At 56.0% G+C, this 26,985-nt stretch carries 22 protein-coding genes and 1 pseudogene; 3 read left to right on the top strand and 20 right to left on the bottom strand.

Going from position 1 to position 26,985, the window contains the following annotated elements:
* Positions 1-2: 2 nt before the first annotated feature.
* The 3 genes from ureA to K787_RS22620 all read right to left on the bottom strand — a co-directional run bounded on the left by ureA (position 3) and on the right by K787_RS22620 (position 2,995).
* A complete protein-coding gene (gene ureA / locus K787_RS0108855; RefSeq protein WP_022962440.1) occupies positions 3-305 on the bottom strand; it encodes an urease subunit gamma in 303 nt (100 codons plus the stop codon).
* Between the two features lie 13 nt (positions 306-318).
* On the bottom strand, positions 319-1,176 hold the full coding sequence (locus tag K787_RS0108850) for an urease accessory protein UreD (protein WP_022962439.1): 858 nt from the start codon (positions 1,174-1,176) through the stop codon (positions 319-321).
* A 226-nt stretch (positions 1,177-1,402) separates the two neighbouring features.
* Positions 1,403-2,995, bottom strand: a complete 1,593-nt coding sequence (locus K787_RS22620) for a DNA recombination protein RmuC (RefSeq protein ID WP_022962438.1) — start codon at positions 2,993-2,995, stop codon at positions 1,403-1,405.
* A gap of 228 nt (positions 2,996-3,223) precedes the next feature.
* On the opposite strand from K787_RS22620, the gene K787_RS0108840 reads away from it, so the two are divergent.
* Positions 3,224-5,035: a DUF1302 domain-containing protein gene (locus K787_RS0108840; protein WP_022962437.1), complete on the top strand. Its 1,812-nt coding sequence runs from the start codon at positions 3,224-3,226 to the stop codon at positions 5,033-5,035.
* A 19-nt stretch (positions 5,036-5,054) separates the two neighbouring features.
* Positions 5,055-6,428, top strand: coding sequence for a DUF1329 domain-containing protein (locus tag K787_RS0108835; protein WP_022962436.1), 1,374 nt, complete (start codon positions 5,055-5,057; stop codon positions 6,426-6,428).
* A 50-nt stretch (positions 6,429-6,478) separates the two neighbouring features.
* On the opposite strand, the gene K787_RS0108830 is transcribed toward K787_RS0108835, so the two are convergent.
* Entirely contained in the window at positions 6,479-9,229 is a 2,751-nt protein-coding gene (locus K787_RS0108830) for a LuxR C-terminal-related transcriptional regulator (RefSeq protein ID WP_022962435.1), read from the bottom strand.
* Between the two features lie 220 nt (positions 9,230-9,449).
* A complete protein-coding gene (locus K787_RS0108820; RefSeq protein WP_022962433.1) occupies positions 9,450-11,525 on the bottom strand; it encodes a PQQ-dependent dehydrogenase, methanol/ethanol family in 2,076 nt (691 codons plus the stop codon).
* 252 nt (positions 11,526-11,777) lie between these two features.
* On the opposite strand from K787_RS0108820, the gene K787_RS0108815 reads away from it, so the two are divergent.
* Positions 11,778-13,109 carry a sigma-54 dependent transcriptional regulator gene (locus tag K787_RS0108815; RefSeq protein ID WP_022962432.1) on the top strand — a complete coding sequence of 444 codons (1,332 nt, stop codon included), beginning with the start codon at positions 11,778-11,780 and terminating at the stop codon, positions 13,107-13,109.
* Positions 13,110-13,136: 27 nt separating this feature from the next.
* On the opposite strand, the gene fapF is transcribed toward K787_RS0108815, so the two are convergent.
* The 15 genes and pseudogenes from fapF to K787_RS0108740 all read right to left on the bottom strand — a co-directional run bounded on the left by fapF (position 13,137) and on the right by K787_RS0108740 (position 26,984).
* Positions 13,137-14,381: a fibril amyloid transporter FapF gene (gene fapF, locus K787_RS0108810; protein ID WP_022962431.1), complete on the bottom strand. Its 1,245-nt coding sequence runs from the start codon at positions 14,379-14,381 to the stop codon at positions 13,137-13,139.
* 37 nt (positions 14,382-14,418) lie between these two features.
* Complete coding sequence (fapE, locus tag K787_RS0108805) at positions 14,419-15,147, bottom strand: fibril amyloid subunit FapE (RefSeq protein ID WP_022962430.1); 729 nt, start codon at positions 15,145-15,147, stop codon at positions 14,419-14,421.
* 38 nt (positions 15,148-15,185) lie between these two features.
* Positions 15,186-15,887: a fibril amyloid maturation endopeptidase FapD gene (gene fapD / locus K787_RS0108800; RefSeq protein ID WP_022962429.1), complete on the bottom strand. Its 702-nt coding sequence runs from the start codon at positions 15,885-15,887 to the stop codon at positions 15,186-15,188.
* A 74-nt stretch (positions 15,888-15,961) separates the two neighbouring features.
* Complete coding sequence (gene fapC, locus K787_RS0108795) at positions 15,962-16,720, bottom strand: amyloid-like fimbrin subunit FapC (RefSeq protein WP_022962428.1); 759 nt, start codon at positions 16,718-16,720, stop codon at positions 15,962-15,964.
* A gap of 53 nt (positions 16,721-16,773) precedes the next feature.
* A complete protein-coding gene (gene fapB / locus K787_RS0108790) occupies positions 16,774-17,361 on the bottom strand; it encodes a fibril amyloid subunit FapB (protein ID WP_022962427.1) in 588 nt (195 codons plus the stop codon).
* A 1-nt stretch (position 17,362) separates the two neighbouring features.
* Positions 17,363-17,833, bottom strand: coding sequence for a functional amyloid chaperone FapA (gene fapA, locus K787_RS22615; RefSeq protein WP_152486806.1), 471 nt, complete (start codon positions 17,831-17,833; stop codon positions 17,363-17,365).
* A gap of 340 nt (positions 17,834-18,173) precedes the next feature.
* On the bottom strand, positions 18,174-18,875 hold the full coding sequence (locus K787_RS0108780) for a TSCPD domain-containing protein (RefSeq protein ID WP_022962425.1): 702 nt from the start codon (positions 18,873-18,875) through the stop codon (positions 18,174-18,176).
* A gap of 78 nt (positions 18,876-18,953) precedes the next feature.
* Positions 18,954-21,107 carry an adenosylcobalamin-dependent ribonucleoside-diphosphate reductase gene (locus tag K787_RS0108775; protein WP_022962424.1) on the bottom strand — a complete coding sequence of 718 codons (2,154 nt, stop codon included), beginning with the start codon at positions 21,105-21,107 and terminating at the stop codon, positions 18,954-18,956.
* A 248-nt stretch (positions 21,108-21,355) separates the two neighbouring features.
* Complete coding sequence (locus K787_RS0108770; RefSeq protein WP_022962423.1) at positions 21,356-21,940, bottom strand: DUF1285 domain-containing protein; 585 nt, start codon at positions 21,938-21,940, stop codon at positions 21,356-21,358.
* A gap of 10 nt (positions 21,941-21,950) precedes the next feature.
* Positions 21,951-22,547, bottom strand: coding sequence for a DUF4823 domain-containing protein (locus K787_RS0108765; RefSeq protein ID WP_022962422.1), 597 nt, complete (start codon positions 22,545-22,547; stop codon positions 21,951-21,953).
* Positions 22,548-22,569: 22 nt separating this feature from the next.
* Positions 22,570-23,455, bottom strand: a pseudogene (locus K787_RS0108760) (radical SAM protein).
* Positions 23,455-24,468, bottom strand: a complete 1,014-nt coding sequence (locus K787_RS0108755) for an amidohydrolase family protein (protein ID WP_022962420.1) — start codon at positions 24,466-24,468, stop codon at positions 23,455-23,457. Before K787_RS0108755 ends, K787_RS0108760 begins: the two are co-directional and overlap by 1 nt.
* Before the next feature lie 65 nt (positions 24,469-24,533).
* Entirely contained in the window at positions 24,534-25,172 is a 639-nt protein-coding gene (locus K787_RS0108750; RefSeq protein ID WP_028614761.1) for a TetR/AcrR family transcriptional regulator, read from the bottom strand.
* Positions 25,173-25,257: 85 nt separating this feature from the next.
* Positions 25,258-26,109, bottom strand: a complete 852-nt coding sequence (locus K787_RS0108745; protein WP_022962418.1) for an ABC transporter permease — start codon at positions 26,107-26,109, stop codon at positions 25,258-25,260.
* Positions 26,106-26,984 (bottom strand): ABC transporter permease, encoded by an 879-nt coding sequence (locus tag K787_RS0108740; protein WP_022962417.1) that lies wholly within the window; start codon positions 26,982-26,984, stop codon positions 26,106-26,108. Before K787_RS0108740 ends, K787_RS0108745 begins: the two co-directional genes overlap by 4 nt.
* Position 26,985: the final 1 nt, after the last annotated feature.

Raw genomic sequence — 26,985 nt, 5'->3', positions numbered from 1 at the left:
TGTCAGGGAATCGGGTTGTGAACGGTGACCAGCTTGGTACCGTCCGGAAAGGTCGCTTCCACCTGCACTTCGGCGACCATTTCCGGTACGCCGGGCATTACCTGTTCACGGGTCAGCAGCGTGCGGCCATAGCTCATCATCTCCGCCACGCTGCGACCGTCACGGGCGCCCTCCATGATCGCGGCACTGATATAGGCCACTGCTTCGGGGTAGTTCAGTATTACCCCTCGGGCCAGCCGCCGTTCGGCCACAAGGGCTGCGGTAAACAGCAGCAGCTTGTCTTTTTCGCGGGGAGTCAACTCCATGCAAACACTCCTGTCAGGTAGTCCAGATACGCGGCAAGCAGGTTTCCCGACCGTTGATCAACGGTCGCAGCTGCTGCCACAGACGAATGAAACTGTTACGCGCATGTTCCGCGTGCTGTCCCAGATAGCGCGCAATCAGCAGACCATGGCGCTGGGTAAAAGCCAGTTGCGGGTAATCGGCAAAGTCTTCGCGCAGCCGGTCGAGTTGATCGCGATCCAACGTCAGCGTGGCTAGCCAGGTACCGCTGACACCCGCGTTGCCAAGACCCCAGCGTGCCGTGAGCAACGGGTCACCGCCTTCGAAGCGGTTACGCTCGATATACAACGGCCGGCCATCGCGCCAGACATCCAGATGCTGATCGACGCGACCACGCTCGAAGCCCTCACCGGACGCAGGACGGCCCAGACAGAGCAAATCCCAGGCGCAAAACCGAGCGCCCGTGACCATATCGATGCGGGTAATCATGCGCGCGTTGCAGCCCTCGAAAGCGATGGTGTCCTGGGGAAGATATTCCAGGCTAGCGCGAGCCGCGACGCTGAAGCGGTTGTGCTGCACCTGCAGGGTGCCGTTGTTCCGAGCTCGGTAGAACTTGCCGGAAGAAGGCGTGGTCAGCAGTACACTGCTGCCCTCTCCCACTGATACCTGGAGGCGCAACGAATCGCCACTGACCATGCCTCCAGGGGGATGCAGGATGTAAAAATGGGGGCATTCTGCCCCTTCAGGGAGCAGCGGCCGCTGGATGCGCAGCGGGCCCCGGTGACTGACATGCTCAAGCACAGAGCGGCCACCCCGGCTGACGATGCCGAGGTTCAGACCTGCCTGCCAGTTAATGGCGCTGTCGTGCTGTTCAAGATGCCAAGCGGCAGTCATGCTCTGCCCTGTCCTTTACCAATGTATCTGGTAAAGCCTGAGCAAAGGACGTGCCAGCCTGAGGGGAACGAGGTTACGGGGATGCACCGCAATCGAGCGCCCCATTTCAGGGCGACGACCGACATCAATCAGATATACGCACCTTTATGGTGCATGCATACTGCAAATATGCCGCAGAGGTAACGCAAAGATCGCCTTTAGCGTGCTTGCAAAGATCCTGCGGCCCTCAGCGATCTTCAGCGGGCACATCGGCTTGATCGCCGCGTTCGTGCCCTAACTCCAGGGCTGCGCGATCGGTCCAGTCTTCGCTTAACTCAGCCTTAACAGACACACCTAACTCTTTGAAATCAGTGATCTGTTTAACCAGATTTCCGCGCCCGTTAACCAGTTGATCGCGGGCCTTCTGATAAGCATCGGTGGCCTTCTCCAGACTCTTTTCAATGCCGTCCATGCTACCCAGAAAAGTGCGCAGCTTGTCATAAACCTTGCCTGCTCGTTCGGCCAGTTCGGCGGTGTGCTTATTCTGATCTTCGAAACGCCAGAGCTGGCGTACGATGTTCAGGCTGGTCAGCAGGGTGGTCGGCGTGGCGACCAGCACGTTCTGTTCGATGGCCTTCTGAAACAGGCTCTCGTCTGCCTTCAAGGCCTCGACGAAGGCGGACTCAATAGGAATAAACATAAAGACCATTTCCGGTGCATTGAGTCCGGGCAATTCGAAGTAGTTGCGATCCGAAAGTTCACGTATGCGCTGACTGATGGCCTGCACATGCTCAGCCAATGCCACCCGGCGCTCGGTCTCATCTTCACTATTGATATAGCGGGTGTAGGCATTTAGCGAGACTTTGGCATCGATGATCAGGTGTTTCTCCTGTGGCAGGTAGACCAGCACGTCCGGACGCTGGCGTTGGCCGTCGGCGTTGGTCATGCTGACTTCGCGCTTGAAGTCTTTGCCGGCGATCAGGCCCGAGCGCTCCAGCACGTTCTCTAGAATCAGTTCGCCCCAGTTGCCCTGGGTTTTCTTCTGCCCGCGCAGGGCGGTACTCAGATCGTGGGCCTCCTGGGTGATCTGCCTATTCAGCTCCTTGAGATGATTAAGCTCGCTGGCCAACGTCGCCTGCTGCTGGGTATCCTTATGGTGAATGTCCTCAACCTTGAGGCGGAACTGATCGATCTGTTCGCGGAAGGGTTTCAGCAGGCTGTCCAGCGACTGCTGGCTCTGCTGGGAAAACGCCTGGCCTTTGGCTTCGAAGATCTTGCCCGCCAACTGTTCGAACTCCATTTTTAACTGGTCACGGCTGTCCTTCAGCAGTTGCTGCTGCTCGGTGAAATGCTGCTGGCGGTGCTCCAGCGTATTTTTCAGGGTGCTGTGTTCCAGCCCTAGCTGTTCGTGAGTTCCCTGCAGGCTGAGTAGGCGCTCATTCAACACCTGGCGTTCCAGGCGCAGTTCGTCGATCTGCCGCGCCTGCTCCTGGCTCAGCGTCTGTGCGCGTTCGGCCCTAAGCTGCCAGTCATGGCTCTGCTGTTCCAGTTGCGTCAACTGTACACTGCGCTGCTCGAGCTGCTGACGCAGCATCTCCAGACTTTCCTGCTGATGCTCCATGCGCACGTCCAGGCCGGCGTGGCGTGCCTGCTGTTGGTGCATCTCCTGCTGCAACTGCTGTGTTTCACCACGCTGCAGCTCGAGCTGCTGGCGCGTCAAATTCAATTCCTTCTGCGCTTGGCTGCCACGGCGCACCGCCAACCAGGCAGTTACGGCCCAACCCAGCAAGAGCGCCAGCGTAATACCAGCCAACAGGGTTTGAGGGTCAGATACGAGCATCGAATTTCTCCATTTAGTGGCCGGGCATTATCGCTTTGTTGCCCGCCCTTTGTAACCCGTGCAACGTCAGCACAGACCCTGGCATCTCCGTTCTAGCACGCATCTCCCCCATTAGGGGGGTGCATCATTTGCCGGCAGGGGAATAGTGTCGATTGGGCTGCAATGGTGGCCGTCTGCACCAGCCAAGGATTCCCAATAACAACAAGCGCTCGGCGCGCGAGGAATACCATGTCCAGAACAACAAAAATCCCGTCACTCAACACCCTGCTCACGCCATTGGCTGTCGCCATCGCTGTGCTGGCAAGTCTTCCCGCAAATGCCGCACGCTTCGATATAGGTGAAATCGAAGGCCAATTCGACTCACAATTGTCTGTCGGCGCCAGCTTCGGCACCAGCAGCATCGACAAGGATCTCATCTGGGTCAATAACGGCGGCACCAACAACGCGGCCAACTCGGATGATGGCCGGCTGAATTTCGAGAAAGGCGACATGTTCTCGCAAATTTTCAAAGGCACTCATGATCTGTCATTCAAGTACGGCAATACCGGCGTATTTCTACGCGGCAAGTACTGGTATGACTTTGAGCTGAAAGACGGCAGCCGCGAGCTGTACGATATTGACGATAGCGGACGCCGTACTGCAGCCAAGACCTCAGGCGCCCAATTACTTGATGCCTTTATCTACCACAACTACAACATCGGCAACCTCCCAGGTTCGGTACGGGTCGGGCGCCAGGTGGTCAGTTGGGGGGAAAGTACCTTTATTCAGAACAGCATCAACAGTATCAACCCGATCGACGTTGCCGCCTTTCGACGCCCGGGCGCGGAGATCAAGGAGGGATTGATTCCGGTCAACATGGTGTTCGTGTCCCAGAGCCTGACCGATAACCTGGGTATGGAAGCTTTCTATCAACTGGAGTGGGACCCTACCGTACTGGATAACTGTGGCACCTTTTTCTCCTTCACTGACTCGGTCGCGAAGGGATGCAATCAGGTAGGTGTTGGCGGTTCGCAGCTCAACAGCCCGGCGGACCCAACCAATCCCTTCGCTTACGTACCGCGTTCCGGTAACCGTGAGGCCAGCGACAGCGGCCAATATGGTGTGGCATTCCGGCTGTTTGTCGATGCCTTGAACCAGACCGAATTCGGTTTTTTTGCGATGAATTACCACAGCCGCACACCCATATTCAGTACCACCGCAGGGACTGGCGCGCCCACAGGCTTCAGTTTCAACGACAATACTGGTGTATTTGAAGTGCCATTGGACGCCAATTACTTTATCGAGTATCCCGAGGATATCCGTCTGTACGGCATGAGTTTCCAGACCAATATTGCCGGTGTCGCGGTGTCTGGCGAAGTGAGCTACCGGCCGAACCAGCCGTTGCAAATCAGCACCAATGACCTGGTTGGGGCCGCGCTTGGCGCTGCTGGCAACCCAGTGTCGCCGGTTAACGCGACCGGCATTGGCGGCACTGTCTTTGGTGTGCCGGCAGCGCCGGGTACCGACCTGAAAGGCTACAAACGCATGCCTGTCACGCAGGCGCAAATGACCGTGATCAACTTCTTTGACAACGTCATGGGCGCCGAGCGTCTGACCCTGATTGGCGAGGTGGGTTACAACCATATCAGCGGCATCAAGGATAGCCCGACCGAACTGCGCTTTGGCCGCGACTCGATGTACGGTTCAGGCCCTCTAGCAGTACCTGGACTGTGCGAAACAGTCGTGAACGCCGCCCAACCCAAATACTGCACCAACGACGGTTTCTATACCCAGCATTCCTGGGGCTTGCGCACCGTTGCCTCACTTGAATACCGTGGTTTCGCCGGCGTCGCTTTGACGCCCAACGCGGCCTTCGCCTGGGACGTCGAGGGTTACGGCCCGAACTTCAACGAAGGCTCCAAAGCCGCCAGCTTGGGCTTGAACGCCGTATACAACAATAAATACAACGCCAGCATCAACTACACCAACTTCTTCGACGGCGATTTCAATACCAACGTTGATCGGGATTTTGTGGCAGTCAGTGTTGGCGTGAACTTCTGATCAGGACGGAGACGACTATATGAAAACAATAACCAATCTGGGCCGTCGCACGCTAAGTGTTTTAGCCCTTAGCAGCCTCGCCTTATCCGTATCGGCCGCGGTTTCCCCTGAGGAGGCAGCCACCCTGCAAACCACCCTGACACCCATCGGCGCCGAGCGCGCCGGCAATGCCGCCGGCACCATCCCGCAATGGACTGGTGGGTTGGCCCGTGACGCCGCCGCAGTGGATGCCAATGGCTTCTATGCTGATCCATTTGCGGCAGATCAGGAGCTGTTTACCGTGACAGCGGCCAACATAGAGCAATACAAGGACCAGCTTAGCCCCGGCCAACAGGCGATGTTTGCCCGTTACCCGGAGACATACCGGATGCGCGTCTACCCTAGCCGCCGCAGCAATACCGTACCCCAAGAAGTGTTCGATGCGGTGGCACGCAACGCGGTCAACACAGTCACCGCCGAGGGCGGCAATGGCCTGGAAAACTTTGATACCGCCTACCCTTTCCCGATCCCCAAGAGCGGCGTTGAGGCGGTTTGGAACCACATCGCCCGTTACCGTGGCGGCAGTTTCGCGCGGACCATTGCCCAGGCCACGCCACAGGCCAACGGCTCAAACACCATGGCTGTACTACAGGATGAGTTCACCTTTGCCACGGCGCTGAATGACTATGGCCCGGCGATCTCCGATAATCTGATGTTCTATTTTACCCAGCGCATTCTTTCACCCTCGCGCCTGGCGGGGGACGTACTGCTGGTGCACGAATTCATCAATCAGGTTCGCGAGCCACGGCTTGCATGGATCTACAACGCCGGTCAACGCCGTGTTCGCCGTGCACCTCAGGTCGCCTATGACGGGCCTGCCTTTGGCTCGGACGGTACCCGCACATCGGACAACTACGACTTTTACAATGGCTCTCCAGACCGTTATGAGTGGAAACTGATTGGCAAGCGCGAGATGTTGATTCCGTATAACAACTACCGCATTGCTTCTAAGGATGTGAAGTACAGCGAAATCGTTCAGGCAGGCCATATCAACCAGGATCTGGTGCGCTACGAGCTGCATCGGGTGTGGGAAGTTGAAGCTGTGCTGCGCGAGGGGCAGCGCCATGTCTATGCCAAGCGCCATCTGTTTATCAATGAGGATAACTGGCAGGCCTCCGCCGTTGATCACTACGATGGTCGCGGCGGACTCTGGCGGGTAGCTGAATCGATTGCCATGCAGCGCTTTGACCATATGGTACCGAGCTACGCGATTGAGACCTTGTATGACCTGCAGAACGGGCGCTATGTGGCGCTGGGAATGACCAACGAAGAGCGCAGGAACTACGACTTCAACTTCAGTGGTGCTTCGGCAGACTTCACCCCCAACGCTCTGCGCGCTTCGGGCATCCGCTAACATCGGGCAGCACGTAAAACCACCATTGGCTATGGCCAGTGGTGGTTTTTTTATGCACGTGATAGCGCCTGCAGCGTTTGTCCATTCTGCAGCATGACTGCAGCCTGTGCTCGGCTGTCGACTTTGAGTTTGGCAAAGATACTTTTCATGTGCGACTTGATGGTTTCCGGCGTGACATTCAAATCCCGGGCGATCTGCTTGTTTGACTTACCTTCGCAGACCAGTTGCATTACTTGCCGCTCTTTGACAGTTAACCCCAGTAGCGCTGCATTACACGCCTGAGCAGACTGCCCATGGCGCTGCCCAGTAGCCGCGAACAACGCATCAACCGCATCCCTCCACTGTTCTGTCACACAATCTGCAAGACGCTCACATGACAGGCCCAAGGGCAAATCCTGCAACACGCTGATCGCACCGGAATGCTGAGTACGCAGTAGCACTTCATCCAGCAACGGTTGGCCTAGTTCAGGCTGGCCGCGCAAGCAATAAAGCGCACCGAGCGCCGAGGCCAGTTCGCAATACATCAGATCCAATTGGCGCTGTTGCAGCTCGCGCATTAACACCTGGCTCTGCTCGGCAAGCCCAGGGGCTTCGTCCAGATCACACAGCGCTAGCCAGAGTCTGCTCAGTTGCGCGTACACGCGGGCGTCCAGGTTCACATCAGACCCGGCACCCAGCGTAAGCTCGCTCAGACAATGGCTGCAGGAAATCGCCTCACGTGATTTGTGCTCCTGCAGGTTTAACCACACGCGTTCCAGTAATACTCTAGCCCGCAAGCGCGGCCAACCGTGACGGTTGGCCAGCAGGTCCAGCTGTTCCAGGCTGCGGCGTGCCCGCGCAGGAGCGCCCTGATACCACTGTAAGCGCGCTTGAGTACAGTAGGCGGCTGCCAGACAATCGAGAAAACCGCCCAGCGCAATATACTCCATGCATCGGGCCAGATAGGTTTCCGTTAAAGCATGATCGCCGCGCCGATAATGCAACTGAGCCAGCAAGGCATTTGGCAGTGCGACAAGCGCCGGATTAGGACCCTCCATCCGCGCATGAACGCCGTTATCGACCCGCACTAGCAGGTCTTCCAGACAATCTTGAGCATCCTGCAAGCGGCCCTGAGCACATTCAGCCAGGGCGTGGATCGAGCGTCGATAGTAGTCATGAAATAGCATGCTGGCTGAATGCCGCCGCTCACTAAAGGTAGGCGGTACTGAATAAAAGGCGTCCCAACGGCTGGCGTGGTAATGGCTACAACTCATCAGGTTGCGCAGCACATTGGTAATCCACGGCCGATGTTCCATCGCTTGGGAGCAACGGGTGGCCAGCTCACCGGAGCGCTCATTGTGATCGGCTAAGCCCAGCAACATAGCGCGCAGTGCCTGCATCTCCCAATATACCCGGGAGGTTGGGCCTTCCTGCTGACGGTCGGCAATGTCCCGTTCCAGTTCATCGAGCAATATTTCAGCGGCCTTGACCTCCAGCGCCAGACCCATAGCCCAAACACGGGCCATTTTCAGCGGTAAAGGTGCTTCTTGCGCCTCGAGCTTCCAGCGTTTCTCCAGCATCACCAGCGTATTGAAGTCGCCTTGTTCGAGTAGCTCCAGGGCACACTGATTAATCCACTCGCGCACCTGCTTGCCCTGCTCTGCTTCAAGCCCAAGCTTTATCGCATCAAGCCAATGACGATGTGCTGCAAACCACTGCGCGGCACGGAAGCGTAACCTTTGTACCGCTTCCGGATACTGCTCAAGGCAGCGTCTCTTCAGGTAGCTACGCAACAGCGGGTGCAGGGTAAACCAGTGATCTTGACCCTCCAGATCTTTTATAAACAGCTGCCTGCGTTGCAATTCACTCACCAACTGTCTGGCTGCAACAGCACCAATCAGCTCGGAAGCCAGACCGATACTAAATTTATCCAGCAGACTCAAGTAGCACAGATGCTCATGGCCGGCATCTTCCAGATTGTTCAGCAACTCCTCAAACAACAGGCAAATACTACGGCTGGCAACACGCGGTACGCCGCCAGTATCAAACTGCGGCGTCAGCAGAAAAGCCCGCAGGGCCGCAACCCAGCCGTCGCTCTCCTGCTGGATGGCGCATAAATCCCCTGCATGCTCCAGTTCCAGACTGGCCTTGCGAAACAGATCACGGGTTTCTTCAAGACAAAATCGCAGGTGGCTGGCATCCAGCTCAAGCAGATCATCTGCGTAGTGCTTTTCCAGCAATGCTGCGGGCAACTCCTGCCGACTGATCAACACCAGATACAAATGCTGCGGCGCACGCTGGATAAAAAACCGCAGTGCATTGACCAGCACCGGATTACTGATGCGCTGGCAATCATCAATAAAGAGAACCAGAGGGCGGTCAAACTGAATCAGCTCATTGATCAGCAGGCTGGCAAGCGTTTCCATGCTAAAAAAAGTCAGCTCTGCCCGCAGGCCAAGGCAACCGCGACCCAGTGCCGGATCGGCATGATTCAGCGCTGCGGCCAGATAGAACAAAAGACGTTGTACCGACGCGTCCTGCTCATCCAGTGAAAGCCAGGCGACGGCGTGCCCTTGCGCAGCCAGACTGTCTGCCCAGATACTGGCCAAGGTAGTTTTGCCGAAGCCCGGCGGCGCCTTCAGTACGGTGATGCCATGCTCGGTGATTTGCTCGGCGAGGCGTTCCAACCGCGGGCGCGGCAGGATCCCACGCCCCAGGCGCGGGGGATTAAGTTTGGTGGCCAGGAGTAGCGGGATATCATTGCCGGACGGCGAAATACAGTCGAGCAAGGGCGGGGTCAGAACACGGCCTTTCATGATCATGGAGTCAATCATCCTGATGCACGCGAGCCAGCTTATTGCTGGCCTCTTGTTATTTGCCGGACATCTCGAGGTGTTAACCGCGACCTGCCTTCAAAGGTCAAGGCAGGCTCAAGAGGATATCCGATCTGACTTGAGCCTAGCATAGGATGCAAAAATTAGAGTAATTACTCTTTAATAAATATGTTACCGGCTGCAGGTCATCTGCAGTACCGCCACCGATTCATTGCCCGGCTGCCTGCAGCGCCTGTATGTGGGTATCGTATTCACGCTTTCTGACGTAGAGCAGAATATTATTCACCTCAGCCTCATTCAGGCTGTGGGCGAAACTCGGCATGCCCAATGACTCCAGTGCCCCACCACGCAGGATCGCCTGATAGGCATCGCGAGTCGCTGGCGATGAGTGACGCAGGTCAGGCAGCACGCCACCACCAATCACACCAGCACCGTGACAGACGGCGCAGTACTGACTGTAGAGCTGTAGACCATTGTCAATATCCTCTTCAGCGGCAAGTACCGGTTCAGGCACTCGCTCGCTAGCCAGGGGCTCGGTCAGTTGAGGCAGGGCAGCCGTGGCCCCAAGTTTGAAGACCAATATGCGGCTAATATTACGCACCCCGGTTGCCACTGCAGCATCACCGCCGAACAGAGCCGCAGCACCTCCCCAGCCAGCCATCAGCGCCACGTATTGCTCACCTGCATGCTCATAGCTCATAGGCGCCGCAATCACCCCGGTTTGCGCATCAAAGCGCCAAAGCGGTTGGCCGGCATCAGCGCTATAAGCGACGAAGTGACCGGCAGCCGTACCCTGGAAGACCAGATTCCCAGCCGTGCTCAGAGTGCCGCCATTCCAGTGATTGGGGTGCTCTACACGCCACGCCGCCGCCTGCCTGACAGGATCCCAGGCGATCAACGCACCGGAGGTATACTCGCGGGGCAACTCAAGAATCTCCGATGAGCCAGAACCGGTATTGAAGGCCTCTCGGCGCACAAAGCTATTGCCTTCGTTACTGTAGGTACCGGGAACTTCCTGATACGGGATATACACCAGACCGGTATGCGGATTAAACGACATCGGATGCCAGTTATGCGCCCCGAAAGGGCTCGGCCACATCACCACCTGCTCCGTCTCGTAACGCGCACCGGGGACCTCCACCGGCCGGCCGGTAGCCATGTCGATGCGCTCCGCCCAAGTTACCTTGCCGAACTTCTCCGCCGACAACAGCTCACCCGTTTCCCGATCGAGTACGTAGAAAAACCCATTTTTTGGCGCTTGCATCAACACCTTGCGCTCTTTACCTGCGATTTCCAGCTCGGCAAGAATCATATGTTGGGTGGCAGTGAAATCCCAGGTATCGCCGGGATTGACCTGGTAATACCAGACCAGCTTGCCGGTATCCGGACGTAATGCCAGGATGGAGGACAGAAACAGATTATCGCCCCCGCCGGGGCTGCGTACTTCACGGTTCCAGGGTGAACCATTGCCGGTACCGACATACAACAGATCCAGTTCCGGATCATAGGCCATGCTATCCCAGGCGGTCCCGCCACCCCCGAATGACCAATCCGTCTGTTCGCTCCAGGTCTTCGCCGCTTCAGCCAACTCGGGATGTTCAATCGGCAGGGAGGGATCCGCGGGCACGGTATAAAAACGCCACTTCATCTCACCAGTCTCGGCATCATAGGCGGAGAAATAGCCGCGCACACCAAACTCGGCCCCACCGTTGCCAATCATGACCATACCTTTGACGACCCGGGGCGCTGCGGTAATGGTGTAGGGCTGGCGGTTGTCGGTGGTTTGTTCGCTCCAGACCAGCTTGCCGGTCTTGGCGTCCAACGCAATCAGCCGGCCATCCAGCGTGCCAACATAGACTTTACCCTGCCATAGCGCCACGCCCCTGTTGACCGCATCGCAGCATGCGTGCCGGCCTTTGGCTTTGTTGACCTGAGGGTCGAAGCTCCACAACAGCTTACCGGTGCTGGCATCCACTGCCAGCACTCGACTCCAGGACAAGGACGTATAAAGGACCCCGTCGCTATACAGGGGCGTGGCTTCCAAGCCGCGGTTATTATCCAGATCGATAGACCAGGCCAGACCCAAGTTTTCCACCGTCTCGGCATTAATACCGGTGAGCGGGCTATGGCGCTGCTCCGACCAGGTTCGGCCATGGCTGAGCCATTGGGCTCCCTCAGATGCCGACGCACGCATGGCCGCGGTATCGACGGCGGCGGCCTGACCAACCTGCCAGCTCAACAGGCCACATATCAGGATGCTTGACCACAGCAGCGAAAATTTCATTGTTATTGTTGTCCTTGTAACAGTTGAGATGACGCATTTGACACTGTTTGAACCTTTATCCTAGGGCCGCGCAGTCAGCTCTTTCACCCCCCGCTTGGGGGATAGCACGCAGGGATGGTGGAATGCTGAGCTGCGTTGCAAAATAATTCCAGTTATTGCAATCCCTGCACATCCATGTGCTAGGCTTTTAACAAGCCACGCTTTTACACCCCCAACATAACGGACCAATCTGGGAGCGTGGAGGGAGCGGTGATGCTCGGCAAAATCGACAAGGTGGTAAGAAGGCTTCTGGTGGTGGAAACGTTCGCCGCATGGACCCGACTGCTGGACAATCTGAGCCAAACTGGCTGGCAGATAGAGAACACCAGCTTGAACCACGCTGCGGGCAGAGAATGCGATGTCGGCATCATTCATTTGCTCGACAGCCATCTGCAGCAACAAGAGGTACTCAAGCACATTATCCGTCAGAGCGGCGGAGAGTGGATTGCTATCGTTGACCCCGAAATTAAAAACGAATCGGCAATGCGTGCATTTATCAGCGAATGGTTCTTTGATTTCTACACCCTCCCCTTTGATTTCCACCGTATGCAAGCGGCCCTCGGCCGAGCCTATGGAATGTCCCGCCTGCGCACCCTCAATTTGGACTCAACGCCCAAAGAGGATCATGAATTTCTTGGCACCAGTAAGCAGGCCAAAGCGCTACGCAAGCTGGTTAGCCGTTTTGCGAGCACCGATTCTCCGGTGTTGATTCGTGGCGAAAGCGGCACCGGCAAGGAATTGGTGGCGCGTGCACTGCATTGGACATCCAGGCGAGCAGACAAACCCTTTATCGCCGTAAACTGCGGCGCCATACCCGACCAATTGATCCAGTCGGAAATGTTCGGCCATGAAAAAGGCGCCTTCACCGGCGCCCACCAGCGCAAAATCGGTCGAATAGAAGCTGCTCATGGCGGCACCCTGTTCCTTGACGAAATAGGTGATCTGCCGCTGGAGCTGCAGGCCAACATGCTGCGCTTTCTTCAGGAAATGCAGATAGAACGGGTTGGCAGTAATCAACCCATTCAGGTTGATGTGCGCGTTGTGGCGGCCACTCATATCGATCTTGAAGCGGCCGTTGCCGATGGCAGGTTTCGCGAAGATCTGTATTATCGTCTGAATGTACTAGAAATCCACACCACCCCATTACACGAACGCCATGCCGACATAGCGCTGCTGGCCCAGCATTTCGCCCAGCTATATGCTGGAGAGGTGGGTCGAAAACCCCGCCCCTTCAGCCATGCGGCAATCAAATCCATGCTCCAACACCCCTGGCCTGGCAATGTGCGCGAACTGGCCAATCGGGTACGTCGAGGCATGGCGCTCGCCGAAGGGCGCACGATAGAGCCAGCAGATCTGGGCCTAGCGGTCGTCCAGGACCGGATCAAGATGGCCGACCGACTGGAGAACTACATCTTGCGTGCCGAGAAACAGGCACTCCATGATGCACTAACGCTCCATCCAAGCAATATGTGCCGGGTAGCCGAGACACTTGGCATTTCACGTCCGACGCTCTACCGCATGCTGCACCGCCATCAGATTATCTGATCGCGTTGCAGCATGCGGACGTTGAAGTTAGTAGTAGTAAGGGAATTTGAGGCTGAAACTAAAATCCGGGGCATCCGGGGTCAAGCCGATGGCCAAACTGGGTACCACAGTCAGCCGATCGCTAGCGGCGAAGGTCATGCCCAGATTGAAATAGGCTGCATTAGCATCACTGCCATTGACCGTCTGCCAAGGGCTCCCATCCGGCTTAATGCGACTGGAGCGGCTAATCAGCTCGGAAAATGACATCGACATGCTCATCCTATCGTTGAGCGCAAAGGCCATACCCGCGCCGAACTGAAAATAGTTACCTAACTGGACCTTGCCCGGCACCTTGACTCCGATCTGCGGGCTAATATCGGAGAAGTCGCCCTCCAGATGGTAAGTGTAGGCAAGGTTGCCAAACAGCACCGCAGGATCAACCGTCTTAACCAGCGCTATACCCGGCGTCACAGCCCAGACGCCGTTTCCTGTGGGTAAGTCGTCGGGGACGTTGAGGTTGTCGTTGCCCGAGACGGCGTTCAACTTGATCCCGTAAGGATCTGTACCGGTGGGCATCCGCACCCGCAAGCTGGCAACAGCGTCAGGCCTGCCTGGTGCCTCATCAAGAAATTTGTAGGATACACCCGCGCTGATATCGCCCAGGCGGGGGTCGCCGGTGACCTTTTTCTCACTGTATTGAGCACTGGAACCACCAGCGCCTGCCGACTGGTAGGTGGTTTCCCGGTAGACCAAAGGCAGGTTGACATCAAATTGCCAACGCTGCCGCCAGTTGTAGCGTCCGGTAAGATCAAAGGTGAAGGTGTCGGCATTGATCTCATCAATGCCCAGGTTGCCCAGAAAAATCGCATCCAGAGCCAAGAAGCCGTTGAGAAATAATTGTCGAGTATCGTAATGGCTGTAGGTTATTCCAGGTTCGATACTGAACCTGCCACCGCCAAAAAAACCGCTGGCTTCTTGGTACAACGCCTCAACACTCGGTGCCGGCTCCGACGAGTCCCTCAGCGACTCGCCATAGCCGGATCCTGCGCTAGCCGAGCGCGTTGCGGGTGATGCCGGCGCGCTGCGTTCACCCGCCTGAGCGAGCGCCTCGGCCCTGCGGCCTTCCACCTGGCGGATACGTTGTTCAAGTATCATAAGCGCATTCTGTTGCGCCTCATAGCGCTGCCGTAACGCCTCCAGTTGCCGACGCAGATCGGTTTCCTCTGGCTGCGCGACAGCCACTGAGCTGATACAAATCAATCCCCATACTAAACCACGTCCAGTCTGGTGCATGATACGCTTCCTTGTTTTAATGAACTGTGCAGATCCTTCAATATCCAATTGGCCGTAACGCTCGCAGCTGCTCCCATGTACAGTTGCCTAGCGTGGCATGCAGCGGGCTGTCACGCAGTGCCACATTCAATGCAGCCAGATTGCGCACGCTGTTCAAGCTACCGCTCATGTTGGCTTGTTGAAGCACACTCCCAGCGCCGATCTGTTGTTGAGCCTGCCCCTGCCCAGCCGCTTGCAGCACAACCTGCAGACCACCGCCATGGGCAGAGATCTGGACATTACCTGTCTCGTTAGCGAACTGAGTCGCTCCATTCCAGGGCTGTCCGCTTTGCGCTGGATAGTCCGTGCCGCCACTGCTAATCGAAATACTCACATCGTTCCACGCATCGTTGAAGTCGCCAGCGCTGCGCACACTCTGACTGACACCCTGGATCTGAGCCAAACCGTTACCGCCGATAATCTGGCCTGTGCCGGACACCACCGAGGTATCGCTTCCAGTCTGATCGATATAGCTAACGTAGAGGCTAGGCTGAGCTGTGCCATCAACCCGCAGAGATACCAGTGCGCCGATGCCTTGACCGGCGCTGTTCTGCCAGAAGGTTTCCATGGTCACACCGAAATGAATGATGCGACCGGGTAGCACGTAACGCCCGCGTAACTCGGCGAGTTCCGCATCGCTGACTTCCACTGGTTTAAAAAGACTGGCGCCATTGACTGGCAGGCTGAGACACAGCACGCCAGCTAGCCACCAAGATTTGTTGTTCATATGCCGCTCCCGGAGCCATTGGCTCCCAGCGCTGTGCGCTAAAAGAAATCACTTTGAATAAAACCGAAATCCAGCAAATCGGCATCGCGCACCGGTCGAAACCGATCCAGTCTGTGTCTGGCGGTCAAGGGTTCCGGTGGGGAAAGCAAAGCATTGTTTCTGTCGTAGCCAGGGCCAATCACAGCAAAGACGATACCGTTCCAACCCTTGGCAAACGCCTCAATAGTCATTTTGTTATGACCGAGAACCGGATCACCGATATAGACCCAGCCGTCACTGCTGGTTTGCATGACCACAAAATGCTTGTAGCCACGTACATCAATCAAAACGATGGCTGGTACCTTCACCTGCTCCAACTGCTCGGGTGCTATACGGTAGCCGCGCGCACGGAGACCAATGGTCTCGGCATAGCGTTTCATATCTAGCATCGAGAAACCCTGAGTACGCACCAACTCTATATCCGCCTCAGCAAGCATGCCGTGAATGACGTCTGCTTCGGTTAACTGCAAGCCATAGGCCTGATTCAGGATGGTGGCAAGCGACGCTGCCCCACAGCTAAAATCGGTTTTCTGCTCGACCAGATTGATAAAGCGCCTTTCGCGCATACTGGTAACCGATTTGTATACCAGCGTGCCACCGGGTAGAGCTGCAAAAGGCTGGGACGTAACAGTTTGCGCCTGAACGGTAGTCAGTGGCGCGGCCAATACCATCAGCACAACTGCCAGCCTGAGCCCATTCATACCGCCTCCTTGTACCCAATGGCTAAAACTAGAAAGAAGAGCCCGGACACAGAGTGCCCGGGCCTGACTTACCGTTACAGACTAGGACTAGGGCAAGCGTTACAACCTGCAGCGATGGCCAGCGAATTGCTTTGCTGGTTACCGCTACCCGCAGCAATGTTGACACCCACGTTGCCGGAAACCCCGCCCAGCGAGCCGCTCATGACCGCGTTGTTAACCACCGGCACTCCGGGCTGGTAGCCCCAATGGCCGTGGCTTCCACCAAGGTCGAGATTGGATACACTGTTGTCGGAGGAGTTCTGATGGACCAGTACATTAGCCCCAGCGGTATAAGCAGTGTCCGAAGACGCAACAGCCATATCGTTCTTCTGCTGGTTGCTGTTACCTGCGGCGATGTTGATGCCCAGGTTACCCGATGTGCCACCCGCCGAATCGGTCAGGCTCGCATCATTAGGCACACCGTAGTTGGTCAGATCGTTGTGCTGGTTGTTCTGATACACATCGATGCTGGCCTGAGCAGAACCACCTAGCAGCCCGAAGCCAAACACAAAGGCCGAATCAGCCGTAGCGATAGCGGCAGCGTTGGCTTGCTGGTTGTTGTCACCAGCGGCAACGTTGACACCGACGTTACCAGATGCGCCACCCAGTGAACCTTCTACCTCAGCGGTGTTTTCAACGGTCTTGTTGAACGAAGTGTTATTTTTGTTCTCCTGGATATCGACAACCGTTGCCGACGCGCCGTCGGAGCCTGGATAACCGGTGGCGTGAGCGCCAACGGACAACAGTGCAACCATAGCCATGGCCAGCGGTGTTAGCAGTTTTTGAGTCTTCATGGTAAATCTCCTTTCGATTGATATATCCTTGCGTTTAGGCAGGCAGTATTGGATCAATCCATGATCCGGATGCCGAGACTATTAACCATACGGTTCCCTGCCCCGGCACTCTGGTTCAGCTGCACCACTCCACGACTGTCGGCAAACGCCTGATCGTCAATGCTGATCACGCGTCGGCCACTCTGAGGTGCTTCCGCTCCCGAGTTGATAGATGACGGCGCGACACTTTGTGCCAAACCGCCGTCATCCAGACTTTCCGGCATCGAGCCAAACTCGATTCGAAAAGCGTTGATTTGCTGATTGCCGCTACCGGCGCTCTGATTGACCCCCAAGACGCCATTGCCTTGGCTGAAGGCGTCGCCGCGAATCTGTGCACTGGCGTCCAGTAGCAGATGTTCCTCAGCGATGATGTCGCGCGTTTGCTCGACCTTGATCCGGATTTCAGCACGATCTCCGATGGCCAACGCCCGTGCGTTGACCTGTTGCTGGTCGGTGCCCGCGGCTTGGTTGATCATCACCACACCGCTGTAACCTTTGCCGCTGGATTGGATGTCAGCATTGACGGCCATTTCGCCTAGGGCGGCAGCGGAACCGAGTAGTAAGCCGACGGCGACGGCAATCACCAGATTGGAGGAGTTCATGTTATGGCCTCTGGAGGATGTGCAAAGGGCGCAGGCCTTGCTCAATACTGCGATTAACCTGCCCATCGATACTGCCGAGTGCGCTACCGGAGTGCCCAACTGGATTGTTGCCAGCAATCGAGGAATGGTTAGCCGCGCCTGAGGTGCTGGAATGATGGCCCTGGCTGAGCGGTGTAAGCATTTGCTGAGTCATTCGCGTGCCGCTGGTAACCGCGGCAAAATCGTTGTCATTCAACTCACCTGGCATACTGCGCATCTGCAGGTCTTCACCGATGTAAGTACTGGGTTTAGGGTTAACAACACGCGGATTGGGGTCAGGTACGACGGGAGGACGTGCGGCTGCGCGGGGCTGTACCTGGCGAATCAGGATGATGTCGCCGTCGGCTGCGACTAACTGGCTAGGGGTGGCCATCACGCCTATGGCAGTTATGGCTATACAGCCTAACCATCCTATGTAATTCGCCTGTTTCATGTCCCTTGTCCCTTTAGCGACTGCATCGTACCGATAGTCAACATAAGGCAGGTTCTATGCCGCTTTGCGTGTAGCTTTTAATAACAAGGGGTTAGCGAATCGAGACAGCCGTTGCTGAGAACAGCTGTTTCAGGGGGGTTACATCATAGGCAAGGCAAACAGCGGGGAAGGGTCTAGTACAGAGCTTCAGTCACAGCACAGAGTGTTGCACAAATGATACAAATAGCGCGGAACCGGCTTTTCTGATCAAAACTGTATCAGAGACGTTACAGATAGCTTTTCGGGAATGAAAAAGCCCCTGAAAAGGGGCTTTTTGCGGGTGAATATCAGCCAAACATGGTCAGCCACACTTGCTGTCACCGCAGTTCAGGCAGGTCATGCAACCGTCCATTTGCACCGCAGCCTGGGTATGACACTTGCTACACATTTGCGCACCTGGAGGGTAGGACGCCGTGCTGTCATCACAATCGGCAGCAACCTGCCCCTGCGGCTTGATCGCCTCAAACTCGGCGCGTTTTTGCTCCAGATAAGCGCGCTGATGCTCGTCCATCTCATCAACCATCATGCCAATGCGCTTAAGATGCTGTTCGAGTACATCGCCGATTTCCGCGACCAGCGACGGCATCCAGCGACCGCCGCGTTTCATATAACCGCCCTTGGGATCAAATACGCTGCGCAACTCTTCCACCAGGAAAGTGCAATCGCCGCCCTTACGGAACACAGCGGAAATAATCAGCGTCAGAGCCGAAATCCACTGGTAGTGCTCCATATTCTTTGAATTGATGAAGATTTCAAATGGACGGCGGATTTCATGATCGCTGCCATGGTTGAGAATGACGTCATTGATGGTGACGTAAATCGCATGCTCGGATGTTGGCGTCTTGATCTTGTAGGTAGAGCCTTCTAGAAACTCCGGCCGCTTGAGCTTCTCATGCATTTCTTCCAACTGGATGGCGGCCTCGGCAGGCTCGCTAACCTGGGCTGGCTCATCGGCCTTGACGACGGTGTAGTCGACAATCTTGCTGCTGATTTTCAGTGCCATGGTGCTGTTATCCTCACCCCGCTTAGCGGGGCTTCTTGCTGTTCATGTTATCGGGATGCATCTCAGAATATACTCGGCTCAAAATTTACCGTAGTAGCCTTCTTTCAACGCATCGTAAAGATTGGCAGCGCTGTGCATCTCGCCGTCATACTCGATCTCGTCTCCGCCTTTGGCCTCGACAAAACTGCCATCTTCCAGCTTGAAGCGGTAGGTGGTGTTGGCCAGATCCTGCTCCTTGACCAACACACCCTGGAAGGCTTCAGGGTTGAAACGGAAAGTGGTGCAGCCCTTCAGACCTTTCTCGAACGCATAGCGGTAGATATCCTTGAAATCTTCATAGGGATAGTCAGTCGGTACGTTGGCGGTCTTGGAGATGGAAGAATCTATCCACTTTTGCGCTGCAGCCTGCACATCCACGTGTTCGGTGGGTTTTACATCATCTGCGGCAATGAAGTATTCCGGCAGGTTACGGCTGGCCGCTTCCATGCTCGGCAATGCCTCGGGGTTGACGAAATGACGATAAGCCAGCAACTCGAAGCTGAACACATCAACCTTTTCCTTGGATTTCTTGCCTTCACGAATCACATTGCGGAAATAGTGATGGGCGAAGCTTGGCTCAATGCCGTTGGAGGCATTATTGGCCAGCGACAGAGAAATGGTGCCAGTGGGGGCGATCGAACTGTGGTGGGTAAAACGGCCACCCTTCTCGACCAGCGCCTTGACCAGTTCGGCATCTTCCCCAGCCACCTGCTGCATATAACGGCTGTATTTGGCCCACAGAACCTTGCCCTTGAGCGTGCTACCAACCTTTATACCGTCCTTGCGCATTTCCGGACGTTTGACCAGCATCGCTTCGGTCACCGTGAAATCTTCATCCATGATCGGGGCAGCGCCCTTTTCTTCCGCCAGTTGCAGCGCGGTACGCCAGCCCTGCACGGCCATTTCCTTGGATACCTGCTCGGTGAAATCCAGCGACTTGGCTTCGCCATATTTCATGCACAGCATGGTCATGGTCGAACCCAGGCCCAAAAAGCCCATGCCGTGGCGACGCTTGCGGAAAATCTCGTTACGTTGTTGCTCCAGCGGCAGGCCGTTGATCTCGACCACGTTATCAAGCATGCGGGTGAAAATATCCACAACCTTGCGGTATTCGTCCCAGTCAAATCGCGCCTTCTCGGTAAAGGGATCGCGCACAAACAACGTCAGATTGATCGAGCCCAACAGGCAAGCGCCGTGCGGCGGCAATGGCTGCTCACCACAGGGGTTGGTGGCGCGGATCTCTTCACAGAACCAGTTGTTGTTCATCTGGTTCACACGGTCGATCAGAATAAAGCCCGGCTCGGCAAAGTCGTAGGTCGAGGTCATGATCATGTCCCAGATACGACGGGCCTTGATCACTTTGGACACCCGGCAGGCTACGCGACCGTCTGCGCGGGTCAGGTAACGCTGAGTGGCGGGCAATTCGCGCCAGATCACCTGATCTTCATTATTCAGATCAAGCTGATCGGCATCTATTTCAGCCTGGGTCAGCGGGAAGGACAGTTTCCAGTCCGCATCGGCAGCCACTGCCGCCATAAAATCTTCGGTGATCAGCAGCGACAAATTGAACTGGCGCAGACGGCCGCCCTCACGTTTGGCGCGAATGAAGTCCATGACATCCGGATGGCCGACATCGAAAGTCGCCATCTGCGCACCACGCCGACCACCAGCAGAGGACACGGTAAAGCACATCTTGTCGTAGATATCCATAAACGACAGCGGGCCTGAGGTGTACGCGCCAGCACCGGAGACGTAGGCACCCTTGGGCCGCAAGGTGGAGAATTCATAGCCGATGCCACAGCCCGCCTTCAGCGTCAGACCCGCTTCGTGCAGTTTGGACAAAATGTCGTCCATCGAATCGCCGATAGTCGCACTGACCGTACAGTTGATGGTCGATGTAGCTGGCTTGTGTTCAAGGGCGCCAGCATTGGAAGTAATGCGGCCAGCGGGAATCGCACCATGGCGCAGAGCCCAGAGGAACTGCTCGTACCAATGTTCACGCAGTTCGGGAGCCTCGACATCGGCAATGGCCCGGGCAACACGCTGGTAGCTCTCGTCAACGGTCTTGTCGAGCGCTACACCGTCCTTGGTTTTAAGGCGGTATTTGGTATCCCAGATGTCCAATGACGCTGGCTGCATGGGAATATCGTTTACCACGTTGTGCAAGCGCTGCACCTTGGCTGTCTGGCTCATTCTTGTCTCCTGAAACACCCATCAACACCCCGCAAAACCGACCATGCAGACAAGGGCGCTGTCATGGGTCTTACGGGAGAGAAACACTAGTTATTGTGCATAGAGGGCAATGCTAGACCCAGATATGGTAAAGATCAATATCCAGACAAGCACAAAAAAGAGGTTTTTTTACTTGACTTGCGAGGGACTGGAAGCACGCTCTGGCAGGAGCCCTTGGGCAGCCCGCCAGGTGGGCATGGTAACAAACCTCAGACCGGATGACCGTCTATCGGAAAGAAACAACCCTGACTCCAGACGCCCAGGCAGCTGTTGCCGTTGTGTTCGCGCTCGACCGCCAGCTCCACGAGCTCATAGTAAAGGTTACGGTTGATCAAGGCTTCCAGGTTGGTGCGCACCAGCACATAGGGTGAGGGTTCCTGGGTTTCAGCATCGACGACCACGCGAATGGGATGCTCCTGCCCGGCGCTGAAGATATCCTGCAGATTGGTGGTAAATATCAGCTTCTGCTGCTCACCCTGCCCTTCGACTTTCAACTGTGTCGCCACAAAGGGCGCATCGTTGACCTTAATTGCCCAGCGCTCAACTGGTGTCACCAGGTAGTAGCGACCATCCTCGTCATAGCGCAGGATGCCGGCGAATAATTGCACCAGTGCCTTGCGGCCAATGGGGTCGCCTTCGTGATACCAGGTGCCATCGCGGGCAATCTGCATATCCATCTCGCCACTCAATGGTGGATTCCACAGATGCACTGGTGCCGGCTCGCGCGCCTGGCCTATCACCCCTCCAGGGATGCTGTCGATCAAGGATTGCGGGGGGTGTTGACGCTTGGACATGAATAACTCCTCAGCGGCCGAGCAGGCGACGGGTGTAGTCTTCCAGTGGAGGCCGCAACAGGTCCTCGGGCTCGGCCTGGTAAAATTGCAGAAAGCCGCCACGGGTTTCGACAACGGCAAAGTCCACCAGTTGCCTTGTTGAGGTTTCCATCAACATCATCTGCAGTACCGCCCGATCCAGCCCCACATCCGCGAGGTCGCGTGATTCATTCCAATGTTCGGCATCGCCGACGGCGTCGTCCGCGCGGGCGAAGCGGGTATAGAGCAAATAATCGGAACGGTGCAGATAAGCTTGCTCCAGCGCCTCTTCCAGGCCCAGCGGCTGCTCGGCCCGACGCGGCATTGGGAATACCTGAACCGCCGCTGCAAAGGCTTCTTCCGCGACCACATTGGGCCTGGCGTAGGGATGGCCGACAGGGACAAAATGGCCCTGGGCAATGTATAGGGTCGAGTCTGGCTGCAGGCGCCAGGTGGCATTGCGCTTGATCTGGTAATGGTTCATCAGCCCGGCATCGCCAAGGTAGTAGCGCGCACTTTTCTGCATATCCGATGGCTTCATACAGCCAACCAATACGCTCAGCACAACCAGTAGTCCAATCCAACGCATGGCGATCCCCCTCAGCAACTTGCTATAAACCGCGCATCCATTCCGGTCGCAGTCGGGCCTGCTCCGGGCGGCTGATCGCAGCACGCACTTGGGCTAGCATGCGCTCTTTGTCAGCGCCCAGCACACCCTTTAATACCAACGCATTGGAAGCATGGTCGCTGCGGAACACGCTGTTGTCCAGCTCAAGCCTGTCGATCAAGCTCGCCAGCTCACGGAACAGACTGGGCTGATCCAGCGGTTCAAAATCCGGAAAGCGCTCACGGTAGCGTTCCAGCCCCTGCGGAAAGCTCACCACCAGGGTCGAGAGGAACTCTGGCTGGGTCGCATTCATCAGGCGTGCCGAGTTCAGCGCGTGCTGCTCACTCAGGCTCTTGCCACCCAAGCCATTGAGAATCATCACCGAGCGCTGAATCCCCGCTTCCCCAGATTTGCTCAGTGCTTCTTCCGTACTGGCATAGGTTTCACCTTTGTTCACCCGCTCAAGCACCTGGTCATCGCCGGATTCGGCACCCACATACAGCATAGCCAGACCCGCCTCGCGCAACTGCCGAAGCTCCGCTACCGATTTACGTTTGAGGTTGCGCGGCAGGCAATAGGACGTCACACGCTCCACGCTGGGCATATGCTCGCGGATCGCTTCAAGGATGCGCAGCAGGCGCTTGGTCGGCAGAATCATGGCATCGCCGTCGGCCAGAAATACCCGCTGGACGATCAGTTGCTCACCGCATTTGCGAATTTCCTCCAGCACCTGATCTTCATCCCGGGCACGGAATTTTTTCTGCGGCGCGGTGTACATCTTGCAGGTAGTTATTCCAGGAACAGCCATTAGTGACTGGCAAAATCAGTGAATGGGCCTCGCTAGGGGGCCGAAACACCGGTTCAATATAGTCAATCGGAAACGCCGCCATCAGTCCTGCTCCTCTTTGCCTGGCAGCACCGCGAGGAAGTTATCCCGCGCGACCTTATGTGCCACCTCTTCGGGCAAGGCATCAAGGAACGGGATAAAGGCATTCAGATACTGGTCCATATTCTTGAAGCTACCCACCACGTCTGAGCCGAGCATGAAGCGGTCCGGGAAGTCCGTCACCAGCTTCACCCACTCAGCGTCAGCTTCACCATCTTTGTTCAGGAGATAGGGGTCCAGTACCGTCCACGACAGATCAATGTACAGGTTAGGATAGCTTTCCAGCATCCGCTTGACCGTGTCGAACAAAAATTCGAGTTTGTCCTGGTGCCGGTGCAGCTCCTTGCTGGTACCCGCATGCGCCCAGATGAAACGCACATTGGGGAAGTAGCGCAGCGGATCTTCGATCTCTTCCAGATACAGCGGCACACGTTCACGCTTGGAGGTGATATTGCTATGCACCATGACCGGCAGATCAAACTCTTCCGCCAGGGCGTAAATGCGATACATCGCCTCATTATTGGCGCGGGGCACGTCACCGCTGATCAGCGCGGTCAAGTCGTCATGACGGGTGAAGACTTCCCCCAGTCCTTTCCACAACCCAGGATCCATCTCGAGCAGCCGGCGAATATGCGCATCGGCGTTCTTGTCGTTGGGATTGAAGCCTGAAAGAAAGGGATGAAAGCGCTTGCGCTGCTTGGGTGTGAGGTGTTGCAGCGCCCTTAGAATGATGAAATCGGTACCGCTGTACCAATAGGCCGCAGCGTCATCACCAGCATAATAGCGGGGACGCTGCGGCTCGTTTTCATGCCACTTCTTGGCCACTGGAATACCGGAAAACATGATGTGATCGATGTTCGACTCGTCCATCTTTTCCAGCAAAGCCTTGATACCCTCACTTTCCTGGAAAAAGTCTACATAATGAAAATGCGCGTCACTGAAGGCATAATCGCGTGCGTGCGCGGTGCTGGCCAGCAGGCCCAACGCCAAAACCAAGGCTAAACGAATTGATGACACAAGATGCCTCTCTGATGAAACCGCAGAATACAACAGACCCCGAGATCGACGAGGCGTTTCCCGATTCAGAGGATTTCTGGATCTTTTCTGCGTTTCGACTTATTGCCCATACGCACACCAATATCCATCAGAAACTGCATATAGCCTTCCTTGTCTTCAATCACGTCCTGCCAGAATGGCGAGTGGTACATGGCCATCGCCCCATGTACCAAGGCCCAGGCGGCGCAATAGTGAAAATAAGCAGGCACATCTTCCAGCTTGCCTTCATCAATACGCTCCTGAATCACCCCGGTAAGGTGATTAAAATTGGACGCGCGAATCTTATGAAGCTCTTCAAGAAGATCAGGTAGCTGGTTGGATTTAACCAATTTTTCTTCGAGACGATCAAATAACCGGTAACGGTCTGGATCACTCATACGAAAGGCAAAGTAATCGCGTGAGAGGGCCTCACGATCCCTTTCAATACCTTCTGAATTAAGTAGCTCGGCAAGGTCTCGCTCGTAGTCGAGCATCAACCTGAGATAAATCTCGGCTTTGGATTTGAAATGCTTGTATATGGTGCCCTTACCAATGCCGACTTCGTCGGCAATCATCTCCACGGTGACGCTGTCTTCACCCTGCTCTAGAAAAAGGCGCAGCGACGTGTCGAGTATTTCCTGCTCGCGGCGGCGGAACTCGCGAACCTTGCGTGATTCTTTCTGCATGTTGATTGTGCTTTCCGTACCGGCAAAGCAAAGCATTATGCCAACATCATGACCAAATGCCCACGCATTGATGCAAAGCTGACCGTTAGGCCTTTTTTTGAACCCGAATGCTGATCAGCGCCAGCAGCATCGAACCGACCATCAATAACAGCGACACAGCATTGAGTACCGGCGTCGCGCCCTCTCGCAAGCGGCTGAACAGCGTGATGGTGAGTGGCGCGTCCGAGCCGACCAACATCAATGTGGTGTTGAAGTTTTCGAAGGACATCAAAAAGCACACCAAGGCTGCGCCGATAATCGCTGGCGCAAGAAAGGGTAAAGTGACCGTTCTGACGGCGGTCAGCGGGCTCGCGCCGAGATTACAGGCGGCCTCCTCCAGTTGCATATCAAACGTCCGCAGCCTCGCCGAAATGACCAGAGTGGCAATGGTAGTCAGAAAGGCAAACTGCCCGAGCACTACCAGCAACAAGCCGGGCCGGAGCATATCCAGCATGATGTCGTGATTGAAGTCGAAGTAATTGGCAATGCGACTGGCGAAGATCAGGATCGAGATGCCAAGGATGACCCCGGGAATCACCAACGGCAACAGCATCAGGATAAACAGCAGATTCTTGCCTGGAAACACATGCCGCTCGAATAAAAAGGCATTCATGGTGGCCAGACTGACCGATAACACAGTGACACAGCTGGCCACCAACGCGCTGGTGCCCACGCTGCGCAGAATAGCCCGGTCATGAAACAGGCCGGTACGTCCGTCGCCGTCAGCGATAAACCAGTCCAGCGTAAAGCCTTGCCAGGGCAGCGCCGGGAAGCGGCTATCGTTGAAGGCAAACACCCCTACCACCAGCAAGGGTGCTGCCAGATAGACAAAAAAGATCAACACGTAGGCGGCGTAAATCCACTGGAAGCGGCGGCTGAGTGGCAAAGAGGCAATCATTTCATTGTCTCCGCAAAAGATTGGCCGCTGAGTTTCAAACCCAGCCAGACAATCAATGACGAGAGCACCAGCAACAAGACGCCGAATGCCGCGCCCTGCTCCCAGTTAAAGCGAGTAATGAACTGGGTAAAAATCTGCTCGGTAAACCACAGGCTATCTTTGCCACCGAGCAATACCGGGGTCAGATAGTTACCTAGCGAGAGCATGAACACTACAATAGAGCCCGAAACGATGCCGGGCATGGCGTGCGGAATAATGATATCGCGCGTGACGGTGAAATGATTGCCGCCCAGATCATAGGCAGCCTCCACCAGGCTGTTGTCGAGACTGTCCAGCGTAGTCACCAGTGGCACCAGCATGAACAGCATGGAAGCGTAGATCAGCCCGACCATGATCGCTACGTCATTGTAGAGCATCTCTACCGGCGCATCGACCAGCCCGCTCCACTGCAGTACACCGCTGATAACACCACTTTCGCGCAGCAGAATCATCCAGCCATAGGTACGTACCAGCTCACTGACCCAGAACGGAATCAGGCAGCCCATCAACAACAGCGCCCGCAGCCTGCCGCGTACCAGTTTGGCGATATACCAGGCAATCGGCAGCGCGATCAGCAAGGTCAATACCGTGGTCAGGATCGACATCACCGCAGTACGCAAAAAAGTGCGCCAATACAGCGATTCGGTAAAGAACAGTTCAAAGTGCATAAAGCTGAAACGGTGTTCACCGAAGCCAATCCGTTCACGCAAGGCCACGGCAAACATGTCCAGGTGAGGCAATAAAATCAGCAGAAAAAGCCAGAGCAGCAAGGGCAACATCAACAGTACCGTGCTTACGCCGATAAGCCGGCGGGCAGCCACCCTATGCGCTGCCATG

It is taken from the genome of Halopseudomonas pelagia CL-AP6, assembly GCF_000410875.1.
In the GTDB taxonomy this organism is placed as follows: domain Bacteria; phylum Pseudomonadota; class Gammaproteobacteria; order Pseudomonadales; family Pseudomonadaceae; genus Halopseudomonas; species Halopseudomonas pelagia.
This window is presented reverse-complemented; position numbering and strand designations above follow the sequence as displayed.

What these genes read in the sequence shown, in the direction of transcription:
- K787_RS0108780 (WP_022962425.1), bottom strand. Translation starts at nt 18,875, where the DNA reads ATGGCACTGAAAATCAGCAGCAAGATTGTCGACTACACCGTCGTCAAG.
- K787_RS0108750 (WP_028614761.1), bottom strand. Translation starts at nt 25,172, where the DNA reads ATGCAGAAAGAATCACGCAAGGTTCGCGAGTTCCGCCGCCGCGAGCAG.
- K787_RS22620 (WP_022962438.1), bottom strand. Translation starts at nt 2,995, where the DNA reads ATGCTCGTATCTGACCCTCAAACCCTGTTGGCTGGTATTACGCTGGCG.
- K787_RS0108740 (WP_022962417.1), bottom strand. Translation starts at nt 26,984, where the DNA reads ATGGCAGCGCATAGGGTGGCTGCCCGCCGGCTTATCGGCGTAAGCACG.
- K787_RS0108820 (WP_022962433.1), bottom strand. Translation starts at nt 11,525, where the DNA reads ATGAAATTTTCGCTGCTGTGGTCAAGCATCCTGATATGTGGCCTGTTG.
- K787_RS0108835 (WP_022962436.1), top strand. Translation starts at nt 5,055, where the DNA reads ATGAAAACAATAACCAATCTGGGCCGTCGCACGCTAAGTGTTTTAGCC.
- K787_RS0108765 (WP_022962422.1), bottom strand. Translation starts at nt 22,547, where the DNA reads ATGCGTTGGATTGGACTACTGGTTGTGCTGAGCGTATTGGTTGGCTGT.
- fapB (WP_022962427.1), bottom strand. Translation starts at nt 17,361, where the DNA reads ATGAACTCCTCCAATCTGGTGATTGCCGTCGCCGTCGGCTTACTACTC.
- K787_RS0108815 (WP_022962432.1), top strand. Translation starts at nt 11,778, where the DNA reads ATGCTCGGCAAAATCGACAAGGTGGTAAGAAGGCTTCTGGTGGTGGAA.
- fapA (WP_152486806.1), bottom strand. Translation starts at nt 17,833, where the DNA reads ATGAAACAGGCGAATTACATAGGATGGTTAGGCTGTATAGCCATAACT.
- fapF (WP_022962431.1), bottom strand. Translation starts at nt 14,381, where the DNA reads ATGCACCAGACTGGACGTGGTTTAGTATGGGGATTGATTTGTATCAGC.
- K787_RS0108840 (WP_022962437.1), top strand. Translation starts at nt 3,224, where the DNA reads ATGTCCAGAACAACAAAAATCCCGTCACTCAACACCCTGCTCACGCCA.
- ureA (WP_022962440.1), bottom strand. Translation starts at nt 305, where the DNA reads ATGGAGTTGACTCCCCGCGAAAAAGACAAGCTGCTGCTGTTTACCGCA.
- fapE (WP_022962430.1), bottom strand. Translation starts at nt 15,147, where the DNA reads ATGAACAACAAATCTTGGTGGCTAGCTGGCGTGCTGTGTCTCAGCCTG.
- K787_RS0108775 (WP_022962424.1), bottom strand. Translation starts at nt 21,107, where the DNA reads ATGAGCCAGACAGCCAAGGTGCAGCGCTTGCACAACGTGGTAAACGAT.
- fapD (WP_022962429.1), bottom strand. Translation starts at nt 15,887, where the DNA reads ATGAATGGGCTCAGGCTGGCAGTTGTGCTGATGGTATTGGCCGCGCCA.
- K787_RS0108770 (WP_022962423.1), bottom strand. Translation starts at nt 21,940, where the DNA reads ATGTCCAAGCGTCAACACCCCCCGCAATCCTTGATCGACAGCATCCCT.
- K787_RS0108745 (WP_022962418.1), bottom strand. Translation starts at nt 26,109, where the DNA reads ATGATTGCCTCTTTGCCACTCAGCCGCCGCTTCCAGTGGATTTACGCC.
- K787_RS0108830 (WP_022962435.1), bottom strand. Translation starts at nt 9,229, where the DNA reads ATGATCATGAAAGGCCGTGTTCTGACCCCGCCCTTGCTCGACTGTATT.
- fapC (WP_022962428.1), bottom strand. Translation starts at nt 16,720, where the DNA reads ATGAAGACTCAAAAACTGCTAACACCGCTGGCCATGGCTATGGTTGCA.
- K787_RS0108850 (WP_022962439.1), bottom strand. Translation starts at nt 1,176, where the DNA reads ATGACTGCCGCTTGGCATCTTGAACAGCACGACAGCGCCATTAACTGG.